The 17,222-nt window shown below is 52.1% G+C and carries 12 protein-coding genes; 6 read left to right on the forward strand and 6 right to left on the reverse strand.

Annotated features, from left to right (window positions below; translation table 11 throughout):
• Positions 1-94: 94 nt before the first annotated feature.
• Together PK28_RS09495 and PK28_RS20430 are read left to right on the forward strand one after the other, a co-directional pair.
• On the forward strand, positions 95-946 hold the full coding sequence (locus tag PK28_RS09495) for a hydroxymethylglutaryl-CoA lyase (RefSeq protein ID WP_044516744.1): 852 nt from the start codon (positions 95-97) through the stop codon (positions 944-946).
• A gap of 96 nt (positions 947-1,042) precedes the next feature.
• Positions 1,043-1,558: a hypothetical protein gene (locus tag PK28_RS20430; RefSeq protein ID WP_156126326.1), complete on the forward strand. Its 516-nt coding sequence runs from the start codon at positions 1,043-1,045 to the stop codon at positions 1,556-1,558.
• A 178-nt stretch (positions 1,559-1,736) separates the two neighbouring features.
• Here PK28_RS20430 and PK28_RS09500 read toward each other — a convergent pair whose 3' ends face one another.
• A complete protein-coding gene (locus PK28_RS09500; RefSeq protein WP_048825821.1) occupies positions 1,737-2,645 on the reverse strand; it encodes a cyanophycinase in 909 nt (302 codons plus the stop codon).
• Between the two features lie 222 nt (positions 2,646-2,867).
• On the opposite strand from PK28_RS09500, the gene PK28_RS09505 reads away from it, so the two are divergent.
• Positions 2,868-3,611 (forward strand): (Fe-S)-binding protein, encoded by a 744-nt coding sequence (locus PK28_RS09505; RefSeq protein ID WP_044513514.1) that lies wholly within the window; start codon positions 2,868-2,870, stop codon positions 3,609-3,611.
• 192 nt (positions 3,612-3,803) lie between these two features.
• Here the strand turns inward: PK28_RS09505 and dapA are convergent, their stop codons facing one another.
• The gene (dapA, locus tag PK28_RS09510; protein WP_044513515.1) at positions 3,804-4,715 is read right to left on the reverse strand and encodes a 4-hydroxy-tetrahydrodipicolinate synthase; all 912 of its coding nucleotides are present in this window, start codon (positions 4,713-4,715) and stop codon (positions 3,804-3,806) included.
• 124 nt (positions 4,716-4,839) lie between these two features.
• On the opposite strand from dapA, the gene PK28_RS09515 reads away from it, so the two are divergent.
• A complete protein-coding gene (locus PK28_RS09515) occupies positions 4,840-5,736 on the forward strand; it encodes a polysaccharide deacetylase family protein (RefSeq protein WP_044513516.1) in 897 nt (298 codons plus the stop codon).
• A gap of 49 nt (positions 5,737-5,785) precedes the next feature.
• Here the strand turns inward: PK28_RS09515 and PK28_RS19545 are convergent, their stop codons facing one another.
• On the reverse strand, positions 5,786-8,329 hold the full coding sequence (locus tag PK28_RS19545; protein WP_156126327.1) for a glycosyltransferase: 2,544 nt from the start codon (positions 8,327-8,329) through the stop codon (positions 5,786-5,788).
• Between the two features lie 263 nt (positions 8,330-8,592).
• On the opposite strand from PK28_RS19545, the gene PK28_RS09525 reads away from it, so the two are divergent.
• Positions 8,593-9,909 carry a glycoside hydrolase family 2 TIM barrel-domain containing protein gene (locus tag PK28_RS09525; protein WP_044513517.1) on the forward strand — a complete coding sequence of 439 codons (1,317 nt, stop codon included), beginning with the start codon at positions 8,593-8,595 and terminating at the stop codon, positions 9,907-9,909.
• Positions 9,910-9,915: 6 nt separating this feature from the next.
• Here PK28_RS09525 and PK28_RS19925 read toward each other — a convergent pair whose 3' ends face one another.
• Entirely contained in the window at positions 9,916-12,132 is a 2,217-nt protein-coding gene (locus tag PK28_RS19925) for a T9SS type A sorting domain-containing protein (RefSeq protein ID WP_082017052.1), read from the reverse strand.
• Positions 12,133-12,665: 533 nt separating this feature from the next.
• Entirely contained in the window at positions 12,666-15,218 is a 2,553-nt protein-coding gene (locus tag PK28_RS19550) for a glycosyltransferase (protein ID WP_052430548.1), read from the reverse strand.
• Between the two features lie 216 nt (positions 15,219-15,434).
• Between PK28_RS19550 and PK28_RS09540 the strand changes: the two genes are divergently transcribed.
• Positions 15,435-16,817 (forward strand): glycoside hydrolase family 2 TIM barrel-domain containing protein, encoded by a 1,383-nt coding sequence (locus PK28_RS09540; protein ID WP_156126328.1) that lies wholly within the window; start codon positions 15,435-15,437, stop codon positions 16,815-16,817.
• Between the two features lie 48 nt (positions 16,818-16,865).
• Here the strand turns inward: PK28_RS09540 and PK28_RS09545 are convergent, their stop codons facing one another.
• A complete protein-coding gene (locus tag PK28_RS09545) occupies positions 16,866-17,138 on the reverse strand; it encodes a rhodanese-like domain-containing protein (protein WP_052430549.1) in 273 nt (90 codons plus the stop codon).
• Between the last annotated feature and the right edge of the window lie 84 nt (positions 17,139-17,222).

A 17,222-nucleotide genomic window follows, 5' to 3' on the forward strand; every position in this document is an offset into this window, starting at 1 on the left:
CCGGTCATCATAGGTTCGGTTTTCCGGACCGGAAGCTACCGGGCCTTTGGCGGGCTTTTCTACCTTTGCTTTCCACCCTATTTATCTGCACCCGATGAAGCTTGTTGAATGCCCCCGTGACGCTATGCAGGGCTGGTCAGAGTTTATTCCTACCGCCCGCAAAACCGAATACCTCAACGCCTTGCTGCGCGTGGGCTTTGATACCCTGGATTTCGGCTCGTTTGTCTCGCCCAAGGCCATTCCGCAGCTGGCCGATACCGCAGAGGTGCTGGACGGGTTGGATCTAAGCCAGTCGGGCACGCGGCTGCTGGCTATTGTGGCTAACCTGCGCGGGGCTGAGGCTGCTGCCCATCACCCCCAGATTCGTTATATCGGCTTTCCGCTCTCGGTTTCGGAAACTTTTCAGCAGCGCAACACCAACAAAAGTATTCAGCAGGCGCTGGCTGAGGTGGCCGCCATTCAGGAAGTATGCGCCCGCACCGGCCAGGAGCAGGTAGTGTACCTGAGTATGGGTTTTGGCAACCCCTACGGTGACCCCTGGAGCCCGGCGGTGCTGGGCGAGTTCACCCAGAAGCTGGATGCGCTGAAGGTGGGCATTGTGGCACTATCTGATACCATTGGGGCCTCAGTGCCCGCCACCATTGCCCCGCCTTTCCAGGAGCTGACGGCGGCATTTCCGCACATTGAATTTGGCGCCCATCTGCACACCACCCCGGATACCTGGCAGGAGAAAGTGCACGCGGCCTACCACGCCGGCTGCCGCCGCTTCGATGGGGCCCTGGGCGGCTACGGGGGCTGCCCCATGGCCACCGACAAGCTGACCGGCAATATGCCCACCGAACAGCTGATTGGCTTTGCCGCCGCACACGGCGAGGATTTGCGCCTGCACATGGATGCCTTGCAGGAAGCCCAGTCCATTAATCAGGAAATATTTGGCGGGCATTAGTAGAGTGTTCCCAGTTTTGTCTATCTACACTTAATAGTTTAGTATGAAAAGTGGCCAAGCTTATTTATACATGGCTTTCAATAAAAAAAATAATATATGATCCGCGTTAATCTGTATCTTTTATCGCCAAAATTTTTTTATAAATGGATAAATATTTTCTTTTCATCGGCATTTATATTATTTTGGTTATTTTGTTTATTTAATCTGCGCGATGTTTATCGAATGATAATAGCTGCATTGTTTTTGGTCAATATGACAGTGTTTTTATTTATTAGTGTTATAAGTTTATTTTTTCCTAAAAAGCATTCTGTGATGTTTGTTAGTGGAGATGATATTTTTATTGATCATCCACAGGGTAATAGTGACTTAGGAGATATAAATAAGATAATATTTGAGAAAAAATATCCAATAACAAATTTTGAACAAGAGGTGTGTACTTGGGGGGCTGAAGTGTATTTAAAAAATGGGGATGTGTATTACATGAAAACACTTCATAGAAACACTGTAAATAAACTAATTTCTATAGGTAGGCAAAAAATTGGTTATAGGGATTGTTCTTCATTACAGATTCCGTTTACTAAATTTCTGTCCAATTTTTCAATCGATATGTAATTTAGATGCCTAATGTATAAAGCTGTTGTTAATCCCTATAAATCATCTAAGCTACTACTACTATAAATCAAATAATTAACAGATTGTTCCTGATAAATGGCAGTCATGTAAAAGCTATTGATTAGCTATTTTTGCTGCTCAGGGCTTATGAATTAGCTAATAGAAAGTGGCGCGGCCTTTATGCGTACATGCGCGGCTCAATGGGTAGCGTAAACTGCTCGCCGCCACTGAGCATGTGCAGGCGCAGGCCCCGCAGCGTAAAGGGTGTGTTAGGGGCTATTTCATGAATGTTGGTGGACGAGCAGTCCTTGGCATCCAGGATCATTACCAGACCACTGCCCACAATTTCCAGGTCGCGGCCATTGGTGACCAGCACGGCAGTATCTTCTTCAATGCCCAGCCCAACGCAGGCGGGGTTGGTAGCCAGAATCTGGGCCATACGCACAATGCGGCCCCGGGCCACAAAATGAGTATCTACGGCTACATCGTGCAGCAGCTCTAGCCCGGTGGTGATGTGTATTTCGCCTTTCAACATGCCGGCATCGTCGCGGCCCTGGTAAATCATGGGCGTCGACATGGCCGTAGCGCCGGCGCTGGTGCCAGCTACTAACAGGCCATCGTGGGCGTAGCGCTTTTTCAGACACTTCTGCAAAGCCGTGCCGCCGAGCAGCGCCGTAAGGCGGAGCTGGTCTCCGCCGGTAAAGAGGACGGAACCGGCATTTTCCAGCACCGCAATAATTTTAGGATTATTAGCTTCCTCGCGGCTTCGTACGTCCAGAATTTCCACTTTGGGCGCATCCAGACGGCCAAAGGCTCTTACGTAGGCCTGCGCCGAACTTTTAGGCTCGCTTGAAGCAGTAGGAATTACCACAATTGGCCCGCGGGAGCCGGTTTCATCCACCAGCCGCTGCAGCACCGCCATGGAAGTGAAGTTTCGGTTTTCGGCTTCTTCTTTCTCCTCCTCTGATTTCTCATCTCCCTTGCTTTCATGCCCGCCAATGAGCAGCAGCTTGCCCTTCGGAGCAGGGCAGGAGCGGGAGGCGGCCAACGTGTGCGGCGCGGGGGGCGCTTTGGATTTTGTAGCCATGGGGAAGTATCCAGGTGGATTAAATAATGGCCCGAAGCCAATAGCTGATTTTACGCCGGAGCCGAGCATATGTTAAGCCCTGAAAATTATTTGCCCGATGCGGTAAGCGGGAATTCAGGAGATAGTCAGACGATTATAAATTTGCGGCCGGAGGCGAGTGCCGGCCTTCCTTGCCGGATGAGTATCTTGGTACCCTGTTTCTGCCCCTTCAACTTCGCCACTATGCCTACTGCCGTCGACCTGTTTATTCCGTGCTTTGTGGACCAGATCTTCCCCCAAACCGCCATGAATATGGTGAAGGTGCTGGAAGCCGTGGGGTGTGAGGTGCACTATAATGCCAACCAGACTTGCTGCGGCCAGCCGGCCTACAACGCGGGCTACAAAGCCGAAAGCTGCACCGTGGCCCGCAAGTTTCTCAATGATTTTCCGCCCTCCGCAGATGCTACTGAGCGCTATATCGTGAGCCCCTCCGCCTCCTGCGTGGGCATGGTACGCAACGCCTACGCCGAGCTGTTCGAAGGCACCCCCGACCAGGCCCGCTATTTCGGCTTGCAGCGGCGCATATTTGAAATGACGGAGTTTCTGGTAGATGTGCTCGGCATCACGGAAATCCCCGGGGCCGTGCTGCCCGGCAAATACACCTACCACGATTCCTGCTCGGCCCTGCGCGAATGCGGCATCCGGGAGGCGCCGCGCCAGCTGCTGGACGCTGTGCAGGGCCTGGAGCGCATTGAAATGGCCGAAACCGAAACCTGCTGCGGTTTCGGGGGCACGTTTGCCGTCAAGTTTGAAGCTATTTCCGTGGCCATGGCCGAGCAGAAGGTGGAGCACGCCCTGGCCACCGGCGCCGAGTACCTCATCAGCACCGATACCAGCTGCCTGATGCACCTCGATGCCTACATTCGGCGCCAGCAGAAGCCCATTAAAACCATGCACGTAGCCGATGTGCTGGCTAGTGGCTGGTAAAACCGGTTACAGTATCTCGTTTTTTGCGAGGAGGCATAACTAAGCCATCCGTCCTCTACGCAGCCAGACGCTCCCTTTTATCAGAAAGCCCTTGACGTAATCCACGTCAAGGGCTTTTCACATCTCAGGGCTTGCTTCATCCCAGAGGAAGGATTGCGTCGCTTCGCTCGCAATGACACTCGCCGTTAACGCTTACAGCAGCTTCTGAATTCGTTCTTTCAAGCCCGAGGAGGCTTCTATAAGCGGCAGGCGCACAGCCCCGGAGCATAAGCCCAGCCCTTCCAGGGCCGCTTTCACGCCCACGGGGTTGCTTTCCTCATACATCAGCGGGTTGATATCCAGAAAGCCGAAAAGCAGTTTGCTGGCGGCCGCGTAGTTGCCGGCCAGCGCCTGCCGCACCATATCGGTGAAGCGGTGGGGGAAGGCATTGGCCAGCACGGAAATAACGCCTTCGGCTCCAAAAGAAATCATGGAGGTAGTGAAGGTATCTTCGCCGCTGATGAGCATAAAGTTTTTGGGCTTGCCGGCCGCAATGGCCATGCATTGCTCCAGGTTGCCGCTGGCTTCTTTAATACCGATAATGTTGGGGTGCTGCGCCAGCCGCAGGGTGGTAGCCGCCGTCATGTTAGACATGGTGCGGCCGGGCACGTTATACAGGAGAATGGGCAGGGGAGAGGCTTCCGCCAGGCGCAGATAGTGCTGCACAATACCCGCCTGAGAGGGTTTATTGTAAGCCGGGCTCACGGAAAGAATAGCCGATACACCGGCCAGCTCGGTGGTGCGGAGTTGCTCTTCTACAGCGGCGGTATTGTTGCCCCCAATGCCGTATACCAAGGGTACGCGGTTTTTGGTCTGCTGGCGCACCACGTCCAGAATGCCTTTGCGCTCATCCTCCGTCAACGTCGGCGACTCCGCAGTGGTGCCATTAATTACAAGGTATTCTACCCCGCCTTCAATGGTGAAATCTACCAGGCGGCGCAGGGCAGCGTAGTCAATGGAATGGTCGGGGGCAGCGGTAAAGGGAGTAACCAGGGCCACGCCCGTGCCCCGGAGAGCGGTGCGCAGGGTGTTACCGGAAGGAAGACGCGAATCAAGTTTGTCCATGCGGCAAATAAGCTGTTGATTTGTAAAGTGGACGAGCCGGGGCGAAGGTACAGAAAGCCCGGGCTTCCTCGCTTTTTTTCCTTCCAAATGGCCGGGCAGCTCTGTCAGGTCGCTTTTTGCTTACATGTTTCGTTTTCGTACCCCGCTTCTCCTGGCTTCGGCCACTTTCGCTGCCGGCCTCTCGCTCAGCAGCTGTGAAACCAAACCGGCTGCCGCTACGGAGCAACCCGTAAGCACGCCCGCCGCCGATACCACCGCGGCCGCCAGCGCATCTACTACACAAGCCCCGGACCCCAGCAGCATTCCGGCCAGTAATATTGCTAATGCGGCCGCCATTACGGCCCGCCCGCAGGTTCCTATTCTGTGCTACCACCAAATCCGGGACTGGCGCGCCAAAGACTCCAAAGCCGCCAAAGATTACATTGTGCCGGTAGCTGAGTTTAAAAAGCAGATTAAAATGCTGGCCGATAGCGGCTACCATACCATTCTGCCCGACCAGCTGTACGCCTACCTCACTACTGGTGCCAAGCTGCCCAGCAAGCCCGTCATGCTCACCTTCGACGACACCGACCTGGACCAGTTTACCATTGCCAAGCCCGAAATGGATAAGCACGGCTTTAAAGGCGTGTTTTTCGTGATGACCGTTAGCCTGGGCCGCCCCAACTACATGACCAAGGCCATGGTAAAGCAGCTTTCCGATGAAGGCCACGTTATCGGCTCGCACACCTGGGACCACCATAACGTGAAGAAATACCAGGGCCAGGACTGGGTAACGCAAATCGAGAAGCCCACCAAAACGCTGGAGGAAATTACGGGCAAAGACATCAAGTATTTTGCTTTCCCCTTCGGCCTCTGGAACACGCAGGCCATTCCCGAGCTGAAAAAGCGCGGCATGGTAGCGGCCTTCGTGCTGGCGGAAAAGCGCGACCAGCAGGACCCGCTCTTCACCATCCGCCGCATTATTGCCAGCGGCTACTGGAGCCCCCGCACCCTGCACAACAGCATGGTAAACAGCTTTTAAGGAGTGTTAATACTTTAAAAGCGTTTACAGTAAGGGCCTTCTGTAAGAATTACAGAAGGCCCTTTTCTTTTTTAGATGAAATAGCGCGAGCCATAAGTTCGCTGGCATCGGGCGTTACGAGTTGCCCAAAACCGGCATAGCCAATTACAGCGCGTACTTCCGGATACTGCCGCATCAAATATTGAGAGGTGGCACTGATTTCCTTCGTAACAATAGGCTGATTAATCAGCAGCACCGGTTTGTAGTGCAAATCGATACGAGAGGCCAGATTGCGCCGTAGTATGGTATAAGGCTTTTTAGAAGAAGGTATAACGACCCTGCTTGCATTAGCTACCTGTACTTCAGCCGCAATCCAATCGATATAGGGGGCTCCTGGCGAGTAGGTGGCTACCGAATCCTGATAAGGCGGGGTCCATACCCAATTTACATTAGTGGCTTTTTGTTGGGTGAAAAGCTCAACCATGTAGCGCCAGCGCTGCCGATATTCAGCTGGGGTAGCAGAGGCCAGAATAGGCCGCAACAAGATAGGACCAGGTAAAGCAGCTGCCTGCCGTGCCATTTTTCTGACAGCTGCCTCCGTCATAGCTCCGGAAGAAAGGTCTAGAGTTACCAGCGGCACCTGCCCAAAAGCCATAATAGCCCGCAGGCCTGCTACGGGCAACGCCTCATCCGTGCCACTTTTGTAGTTAAAGCTTACAATACTGATTTTAGTTAACCGATTATTGCCCACCAGTTGTCTATCTCTCTCCAGAGGAGAATTAGGGACCGGGGAAACTACTGCAACAGGACTATTACCTGGCAACAAGTTGGCAGAACGTGCTGCCCAGCCAGCCATCATATCCCGTTGTGAATTATCAAGGTGCTGTATTACAATATTGCCTCCAGCAACTAAAGTAACCAGAAGAAAAGCCAGCTGTAGAGATACTGCCCGAATGCGGGGTATTAGATGCCCTATTTTAAACTCTATTTGCTGCCATTGCAGTAATGCCCTGCGCATGAGCCGGGTAGCAGTTATATCCCGGATTAAATTATGCACCATGATATGCTGCCCCATGAAAGCAGCCATCAGCAAAATGCACGCGTTTAGTATGGCAAAGCAGAACATGATCCGGGTGTATGGATCTCGAATCAGTATCATGCCATATTTGGCAGCGGCAATGGAAATGAGCGCTACCAGGATATTAGGCAGGGCAATGCGCCATTCGTTACGTTCTTCCCCCTCTTTAGGCGTAGGAATGTAAGGTACTTTTATTCGAAAAATAGCATATAAGAAACCCAAAGTGTAAATCCACCAAGTTCCAACCCTTAGTAAACCACCTGCCAAGTGAAGTCCCTTCTCCTGTGGGTCGCGTAGCCAGCGCTGTGCATAAAGCCGAATCAGTAAAGAAATAATAGTGACCGGGAATAAATACCAGACAAATTCCAAAATTGGGACATGCCAGGGAATCTGAGCCATTACCAGCGCCAGTATTGGCACCAGAATATCAATCAACGCCACTACACCGGAGAAGAAATGGAGGGGTAGGGTGAAGTAATGCAGGCGCTGGCGCCAGGTAAATTTGGAGAACAGGCGCGGATACACGTGGAAAAGCAGATCAAAGCAACCCCTGGACCACTTCAGCTGCTGCGCATAATACGCTGCGAGCGAAGAAGGTACTAGTCCGCGGCTAACAATGACGGGGGCATACACCGATTTCCAGCCCTGGGCATGCAGGCGCATGGCCGTGTGCATATCCTCCGTCAGCCCGGCCGCATGCCCGCCAATAGAATCCAGGGCCGCCCGCCGAAACGTGCAGTTGGCCCCAATGGCCTGGGCCGTGCCGTAGCTGTTCATGCCCATCATCAGGGGACCATAAAAATGGTAGGTCTGCTCGGCGGCGCCCCGCGCCACCAGGCTTTCCTGCTGATTGCCGTACGCCTGCACCACCTGCACAAAGCCGATGGCCGGATCCTGGAAATACGGCAGTACCTGGTCCAGAAAATTGGGGGTGGGCACGTGGTCGGGGTCGAGCACGACGCAGAACTCGCCCGTGGCCTGGCGCAGGGCGTTATTGATGTTGCCGGCTTTGGCGTCGACCTTAACCTGGCGCGTGACGTGGACTACGCCCAGCTTGGCACAGACCTCGCGCAGGTAGGGGTCGTTGCCTTCGTCGCAGAGGTAGCTCGTGTGCGGGTAAGTAATAGCCTGTATGGCCTGCAGCGTGCGCACAATCATTTCCCGTGGCTCGCCGGGGCAGGCCGTCGTTAAAATATCGACGGTAGAGTATGTTCCTGATGGGGCTGGTAACGGGTTTGGTATTGCTACCCGCATGTAGTGATACCACTCATGCAGCATTCGAAGCATCTTAAAGCCCAGAGAAATGACCAGGAGCCAGAATAAGGGAGCAAAGCCAATATGTTTCTCGTCAGCAAACCACCAAAGGAAATGCCCAGTGAAAAAGATACCTAGCAGTATCAAAACCTGCATCTTCCGCAACCCTTTGGCCGGCTTATAGGTAACGGTGACGGGGTGGCTTTTGGCTTTTTTAGTTTTGTTTAATGGTGTTGAATAAGTACTTGCCTTCGAATCTTGCGTATCTAATAGTGTCTGCACAGTCAGTCCCCTTTAGCTGGTTTTAGCCATAATCACTTATACAGCAATGAAGGCTAATACCGAAAAACAGGGTAAAAAGGTTCAGATAGCTCTATAGTAATTGTATTTAATATTGCTTTTATTATAATAAAATAATTTAATTTCTATTTAGGGTTAGTGATGGAGTGATATAGAAGGCTTACCCACTTTCTAATGGATGTATTTGTTTCAAGCGGTTCTTGGAGTGGGTTACTTTCTTATGACTGAAAAAAACTAATTAAAGAATGGGTTTTACATTCAGGGTTCTAGCTGCAGTTACCCTTTTGGGATTGATATCTTGTAACCAAAATAGAGGTTCGGAAAATGGTCTTGTATCAAATCCAACCAACGTTGTAAGGTTGGAACAATCCGGTAGCGGGTATCGATTGACTCGGAACAGTAAACCTTTTTTTATCAAAGGAGGGGCCGGATTACAGCACTTCGATAAGCTAAAGGCTGCCGGAGGCAATTCAATTCGTATCTGGACTACGGAGTATGCTGATGAGGTCCTTAATGCTGCACACCAGCAAGGATTAGTAGTGATGCTTGGATTATGGATAAAGCCAGCGCGAGAGGGTATTGATTACTATGATCCCGAAGCACTACAAACTCAACAGGCAAGCATCCGTGAACAAATCCTTCGTTACCGCAATCATCCCGCCCTTCTTATGTGGAATGTTGGAAACGAATATGACATTGAAGCTCCCAGTCCCAAAGTTTTTCAAGCAGTTAATGCTATAGCAAAAATGATCCATGAGTTAGACCCTAATCATCCGGTAACAACAACTATTCTCGCGAATCCTAACTCAGTTGACCACTTTATTAATTTGTGTTCTGACGTTGATATTCTATCCATCAACGTATTTGCAGGGCTAGATTATTTTCCAAGGTTGTTAGACAAACACGGATTAACTAAACCTTACATAGTAACGGAGTTTGGGGCCAAAGGACATTGGGAGGCTCCCTATACTGCATGGAAAGCTCCCCTGGAACAAACCAGTACCGCTAAGGCAGGCTTTATACTTCCTCGGTACCGTGCGAGTATTGCAACAGATACTGCTCACTGTTTAGGTGGATATGTTTTCTTCTGGGGTACAAAATATGAACAGACCACTACCTGGTTCAGCCTTTTCGGTGCTAAAGGGGAAAAGACTGCTACTGTAGACCTGATGCAATACCTGTGGACAGGTAAGTACCCTAGGAATCGGGCCCCCGAAATTGGCCGCCTCCGCTTCGCTGGTGGGTACGGTACTAATAACCTTCAACCGCAGGCTGGCAGCCTGCAGGATGCTAGCGTTACTGCTTCAGATATAGAAGGAGATTCTCTACACGTAGTATGGCAGGTATTTCCCGATAATAATCTACTGGGTAGAAATAAGAAGAAGGATATAGCCCCGGAAGAAATACCCAACTCTATTATAGCTGCCCACGGGTTGCACGCAATGGTAAGGGTTCCAAAGAAACCAGGTCCTTACCGGCTTTTTGTGACGATATATGATGGAAAAGGGAGCATTGCCACCGCCAATGCTCCCTTCTATAGCCGTATAAAATCAACTGATTGAAATATGCTAGCGGCCGGTGGTAAGGATAATAGGTTGCCAGTGTATATTGGTTCCTTCCTGTACCTGCAGCATATAGTGGCCGGATGGTAAATCAGCCACAGGCAGTTTCAATGAATTTGTCATTTGCATTTGAGGGCTGAATATTTGACTCCGGCACATTTTTCCTTGTATAGAATAGAGGCGGAGTGCCACAGTAGATCCTGTAGACTGATTACAAGCTACCTGTACCATCTCCCGTGCCGGATTTGGGTAAACCGATATTGCTGCTTTAGTGCGCGAGCCGATTTTAGCAACCTGGACACTTGATAAGCTTTCTTTCCCATCTCTGTCTACTTGCCGGAGCCGGTAAAACACCGTTGTGCCAATAGGAGCTGCATCCGTAAATTTATAAGCCAGCACCTGCGTACTATTTCCCGCCGCTTCTACCCGTCCTAATGCCACAAACTGATCTGGGCTGGTGCTGAGTGCCCGTTCGATCTGAAAGTGGCTGCTGTTTCGCTCGGAGGCAGTATTCCAGGTAAGCATTACGCCCGTTGGACAAAGTGCGGCCTGCCAATGCGTAAGTTCCACAGGCAAAGGGGGGGAGCTAACCTGGATTTTACCTTCCCACGCGCCTATGTTCACCGGCTGATTAACTAAGGGAGTTGCATTACCAAAAAAATCACGCGTGCCTATACTCCAGCCAAATTCCTTGATTAGGTTTAGACCTTTGCCTGTCAGGGTGGAGGTAGGTTGTAACTGGTAAGGCTCCGTGTCAGAAGTGGTAAGGCTGCTTCTTAGGCTACTAGTTCCAAAGGAGGTACTTGGTAGCACAAGCTTTGGATCTTCACTTACTCCACATAAAACCGTGTTCAATTTTTCCTGGGTGGTAGCGGCCTGCCAGCCAGCTAGGCTGGAGTAGGTTGTACTTCCCCATTTGATTTTAAAGGTCGCTTCTGAGCTCCAGTAGCAATTCCCTTGGAACAATGCCCCACTGGCGTACGGGGCTGATACCAGTTCAATGCCGCCGGTAGTCTGAAAAATGTTGTTGCGGAACGTTACAGCACTGATGCCATTGCTACTGAGATATACTGCTTTTGGCTGAGCGGTATTCTCAACAGTAGTAGGTGTGAGGTAGACAATGTTATTGTAAATGGCTGCCCGCTGAATTCCCCCGTTCGACCCCGACGACCAGACGGCAATAGCTCCCTGGCCATAGCGACGGGCATCATTCTCACTGATATTGTAACGGATAATAACATCCGTTAAGGGCGGGGCACCCGGATACTGTGCAATCAGATAGCCAGCTCCATCATTATCATGGGAGTAGTTATACTGCATGGTGGAGTTTGTGCAGCCGCCATCAATGTCAAACCCGCCGCCGTCATGAGCAAGGCCGGACCGGTTATGGTGGGATTCAGAGTTTTGAATCACTAGGTTGTTGCAGCACCAACCCCAGATACCCACCGGTCCACCGCTTGGGTTCGCATTTAGCCAACCATTGTTATACGCCTCGCAACGCTCAATTAGTACACCATTAATGCCTGAGACAACAATTCCGTTGCCCGTGTGGGTAGTAGTTATATCGGCTCTGCCCGAATTATTGTACGCCTTAGTATCAGCAATGTACCAATTGCTATGTGCTTTCAGGCTTTCAGCGTAAGAGCTGATTCCGGCTTCTCCGTTATCATGCGCTTGGGAATTGGTGATACGGACATCAGCGTAACCGCTGGTACCTTTCCAACTTCCAATATTGATACCCGAGGCCCGGTATCCACTTGCTTCTACGCTATCCAGGCGCAGGTATTGTAAATGGGTATTAAGCGAGTCAGTATAAAAAATGATGCCTGAGTTGGTATTACTTAGTCTGCCCGAGCCGGCAAAGGAGAGCCTGCGCAGCTCAATACCAGCCGTGTTATATGCATAAAAGCCATAGGAGTCACCACTGGTAATGGTAGCCCTGCCCTTGCCGAAAGAGGAAAATATAATAGGCTTACTGCTAGTTCCCGCTGTGCTGGCACGCAGGTAGATACCGCCACTAAAGGTGCTACTTCCTTCAAACAAAATTTTATCACCCGGCTGAAAGCGGGTTTTGTTTACCCGGGCAATTGTTTTCCAAGCGGTAGTTTGGGAAGTGCCCTCATTTGCATCATTGCCAGCGCTACTGACATAATAAGTTGATGCAAACAGGATTTGAGGACTAAGACATACTACAAGTAAAAAAAGTATAAATTTTGCCTTCATGCACGAGCCGTTAAACGTTTACGGCTCAATATTATAGCATTGTTCTAAATATAAAAATAGGAATGTTTTTCTAATTATTTTCACCAGTACTTATATTGGTTATTTTATATTAGACTGGCGTTTTAGGTGTATTATTTATTCGGTTGTGTCATATAATGCTACTTTATTTAGTACTCTTGCCTACCGTGCTATTGAACTCTAGACTGATATAAAAAGCCCTACTCATGCATGAGTAGGGCTTTTATCCATGTCTTTAAGAATGATTTTCTTCTTGGGTTCGTAAGGAAAAAGCATTTATCCGCTTACCAATTATCAGATTCCCTAAAGCTGTACCTCTGTGTGTTTAGGACTCTATAACTATACTTACTGATTAGATATGAAATAGAAATGTTTGAACTTTTAGGTGAACAAGAATACTCTTCATCTGAAAAAAGCACTTATTACTTAAGGGATAAAATTATGATATAATATTTATAAATCTGTATATTATAAGATGCCTTTTTACGCAGTTAACCCACATATCTAAGTGTCATTTATAATCCCGAAAGCACTTTGGGGCTACTGCTAATAAGGCCGGCCAACCGCTTATTAGCACTGGTAGGGCGGCTTAGACTGGCTTTCTGTTCTAAGGGAGCAGTGGTATTTGGCCCAGGCGTGCTGAATACCACTGCTTTTATTTCGGGGTAACGTTCCGAGAGTCGTTCTATCTGTTGAGCGGGCATTTCATTGATTGGGGCCGGCAAAATCACCATAACCGGGGTTTGGTGAAACTCGGCGCGGGTGGCCACCTGGTGCCGGAAAGAAGCATAGGTAGCCGTGGGGCGTTGGGCCGCGCTTACCGGGGTGCCATCTACGCAAAGCCAGTCTACGCTGGCAATGCCCGGGTAATAGGCCGCCAGCGAATCGGAGGCGGGGGGCGTCCATACCCAAATGGTTTTTTCCACGCCGGCTTTCCGGAGGCCATCCACCAGCTTTTGCCAGGCCCGGCGGTAGCCCCGGGCACTGCGGGCCTGAATCTGGGGACGAAACATGAGCGGCCGGGGGAAGCGGGCTAATATCCGCACTTTCGCCAGCCAGGCCGTGTCCCTCAGGGCCCCTTCGGGCACGGCCCAGCTGAGTAGGGGCATTTGGCCATCCCGCAGGTAGTTCACCAACTGCTGGGGAGAAACCGTGGGGAAAGCCGTGGCCGGAAAATCCAGCCCGATAATTTCCGTGGCCAGGGGAAAGTCTTCCCGGCTTGCAGCCTTCGGCGCGAAAGAATAGTAGCTGGCCAGCGTGGTAGGATCTTCGGGGGCGCTTAGTATATGGCCGGTGCGTACCTGGTCATCCCCCGTCAGCAGCCAAAGCTCACTGTTATAACGCTGGCGCTGGAGCATCCAGGAAGCTGCCTTCCACTGGCCGGCAGCTCCCAAAAATACCAGGAATAAGGCCAGCGGAACGGCTACTCTGCTAAAGGATGGCAGCAGGATACGGTGAATCCAGGTGTATGCCTGCTGCACGCGTAGGGATATAGCCCGGGTCCTATGTGTTCTTACTAAAAGATTTTTTAGGTTTCGAAGAAGAGCCTGCTGGCCCATCAGAACGGCCGCAATCATAATGCCCGCATTCAGGGCGGCCAGGCCGGCCAGCATCCAGCCATAGGCATCGTGCATCAGGCGCAGCCCATAGGCCGCCAGCGCCAAGGACGCCACCAGCATTAGAATGTTAGGCAACGCAATGCGCCACTCGTTGCGCTCTTCGCCTTCTTTGGGAGTGGGAATGTAGGGTACTTTTACATTGAGCAGCGTGTACAGAAAGCCCAGGGAGTAGATCCACCAGGTGCCTACCCGCAGCAGGCCCCCGGTGAGGTGTAGCCCCGCTTCATGCGGCTCCCGCAGCCAGCGCTGCGCCGAAAGGCGGATAAGCAGGCTCACGCCCATCAGGGGCATCATGTGCGCCACAAAGCTGGCTATGGATACGTGCCAGGGAAATTTGCTGAGCCAGAGCCCCAACAGCGGTACAAATAAATCAATAAGGGCTACAATACCGGAAAGGAAATAAAGCGGCAGGGTAAAGTAGTGCAGGCGCTGGCGCCAGGTAAATTTGGAGAACAGGCGCGGATACACGTGGAAAAGCAGGTCAAAACAACCCCTGGACCACTTCAGCTGCTGTGAGTAATAAGCGCCCAGCGAGGAGGGCGCCAGCCCCCGGCTCACTACCACCGGCGCATACACCGATTTCCAGCCCTGGGCATGCAGGCGCATGGCCGTGTGCATATCCTCCGTCAGCCCGGCGGCGTGGCCACCAATAGAATCCAGCGCCGCCCGCCGGAAGGTGCAGTTGGCCCCAATGGCCTGGGCCGTGCCGTAGCTGTTCATGCCCATCATCAGGGGACCATAAAAATGGTAGGTCTGCTCGGCGGCGCCCCGCGCCACCAGGCTTTCCTGCTGATTGCCGTACGCTTGCACCACCTGCACAAAGCCTATTTCCGGATTCTCAAAGTAGGCCATCACCTTATCCAGAAAATCGGGGGTAGGGGCGTGGTCGGGGTCCAGTACCACGCAAAACTCGCCGGTGGCCTGGCGCAGGGCGTTATTGATGTTGCCGGCCTTGGCATCCACTTTCACTTGCCGCGTCACATGTACTACGCCCAGCAAATCACACACCTGGCGCAGGTAGGGGTCGTTACCTTCGTCGCAGAGGTAGCTGGTATGCGGGTAGGTAATGGCCTGCATGGCTTCCAGCGTGTGTACAATCATAGCGCGTGGCTCGCCGGGGCAGGCCGTGGTAAGGATATCCACAGTACGCTGCTGGGCCGGGGCCGGGGGCAGCAGTGGCTCCCGCACATTTACATAGTGGTACCACTCATGTCCTAAACGCAGCAGCTTAAAACCTACTGAGAACACCAACAGCCAGAAAAGCGGGGCGTAGCCTATATGGTCGGGGTTGGCAAACCAATAAACAAACTGTACCAGACAGAGTACCCCCAGGAAAACCAGCCAGCGCATTTGGCGCGTGCCAGCCACCAGCCGATACTGAATGCGGCTGTCTGCCGCCTGGATAGGAAGATTTTGGGTAATAGGTGCGGTGGAGGAGAGGTCGGGCATAAAAACTACCGGATATAGGGTGTGCTAAACCAAGCTGGAGCTTCGGCTAACCCAGAATATTAACCTGATGACATATGGATCTAATATAGGAAACCGATACCACTTAACTAATATTAAATATAATTTATTTACGTAAATATTTTACTATCTTAGGTGTCTATCCTTTTCATTGCTCCTTAAGTGCAGTACCTTCAAAAATATATACAAATACTATTTATGGGTTCTAACTACTCTTCGTCAGGGGCCAGCCACCTATTCGCTTTGATTTATCTGGTCGGTTTGGGAATACTGCCGCTCGTTGGCTGTCAGCGTACATCGGTTTCCTCAGATGTTACGCAGGCGCTGGTAGCCCCGGCCGGAGTTATTCCGGTGCAGGTGGTGCAGCAGCAGGGGCAGGCGCAGCTGCTGCGCGGTGGCAAACCTTATTATATAAAGGGAGCCGCCGGCCTGCAGCACTATGAGGCGATTCGGGAAGCCGGCGGCAACTCCGTGCGGCTCTGGACCACGGATTTTGCGGATACATTAATGAATGCCGCACATCAGAATAATATTTCCGTAATGCTGGGCATCTGGCTGGAGCGGGAACAGGAAGGGTTTGACTACTATGATGAAGCGCAGGTGCTGCGCCAGCGCGAGTACGTACGCAAGCAGGTATTGCGGTATCGGCGCCACCCGGCCCTGCTGATGTGGAACCTGGGCAATGAGATGGACCTGAACGCCAAGAACCCAAAGGTGTATGAGGCCATCAACAACCTGGCCGTGATGGTGCACGAACTGGACCCTTACCACCCCGTAACCACCACGCTTTCCGGCAACCTGGGCATGATCCGGAACGTGAAAGCCTGGTGCCCGGCTATTGATATCCTTTCCATAAATGCTTTCGGTAGTCTGGATGTGCTGCCGGAAGATTTACGCGGCTACGGCTGGACCAAGCCCTACATTGTAACCGAATATGGGGGCCTGGGCTACTGGGAATCTCCTACTACCACCTGGATGGCCCCACTGGAGCAATCCAGTACCAACAAAGCCGAAAACCTGCGCAAAGCCTACGTAGGCACTATTCAGGCCGCCCGGGCGCAATGCATTGGGGCCTATGCTTTCTATTGGGGGCAGAAGTTTGAGTTTACCAACACCTGGTTTGGCTTGTTCACGCCAGAAGGCGAAAAAACGGCCATGATTGATGTGCTGCAGGAGCTATGGACCGGTCATAAACCCGCCAATACCTCTCCCAGGCTGGAGTGGCTGGTGCTGAACAAGCAGCAGGATTCCAGTAGTGTAAGTATTCCGGCCGGTTCCCGGGCTATGGCCTACGTAGGTGCCACCGATGCGGAAGGCGACACGCTGACGGCCCGCTGGGAGGTACGCCCGGATAAGCAAATCACGGAACGGTACGAGGAACGGAGTACGCCCACCGAGCCGCTGCCCCATGCTATCCGGCAGGCCACCGGGCTGCAGGCCGAGGTGGTTGCGCCGCGCACCCCGGGCTTTTACCGGCTTAGCGTAATAGTTTCCGATGGCAAAGGCAGCGCCGCCATGGCCAACCTGCCGTTTATGGTTACCGCCCGGCCGCGCCCTAAGCTGGTGGCCAGCCTCCGGTAAAGGCACTCAGCTGATGCCTGTGTTACGCAAGTACAGTACTGGTGGTGGTTATTCCGTTTTCGCGCCGGCTTCCTTGAGCTTAGGATACGCTCCAGCGTTTACTACGTGGCGCAGCCCATGCTCCCGCATCAGAATAGAAGCCTTGCTGCTGCGGTTGCCGCTGGCGCAATACACCAGGTAGGTCTGGGCCGTGTCCAGCTGCGCCAGCTGGCTGACAAACTCCGGCGACTTTACATCCAGATTCTGCGCCCCGCGTACGTGGCCGGCGTTGAACTCCTCGGGCGTGCGCACATCCAGCACCTTTACCTTATGCTTCTTCACCAGCTTTACGGCCGCTCTGGGGCCACATCAGCGGGGGGAGGGACGGTGCCCTGGGCCAAGACAGATCCAAAAACGAAGCCAGCT

Source organism: Hymenobacter sp. DG25B (genome assembly GCF_000801315.1).
Taxonomy (GTDB): Bacteria; Bacteroidota; Bacteroidia; order Cytophagales; family Hymenobacteraceae; genus Hymenobacter.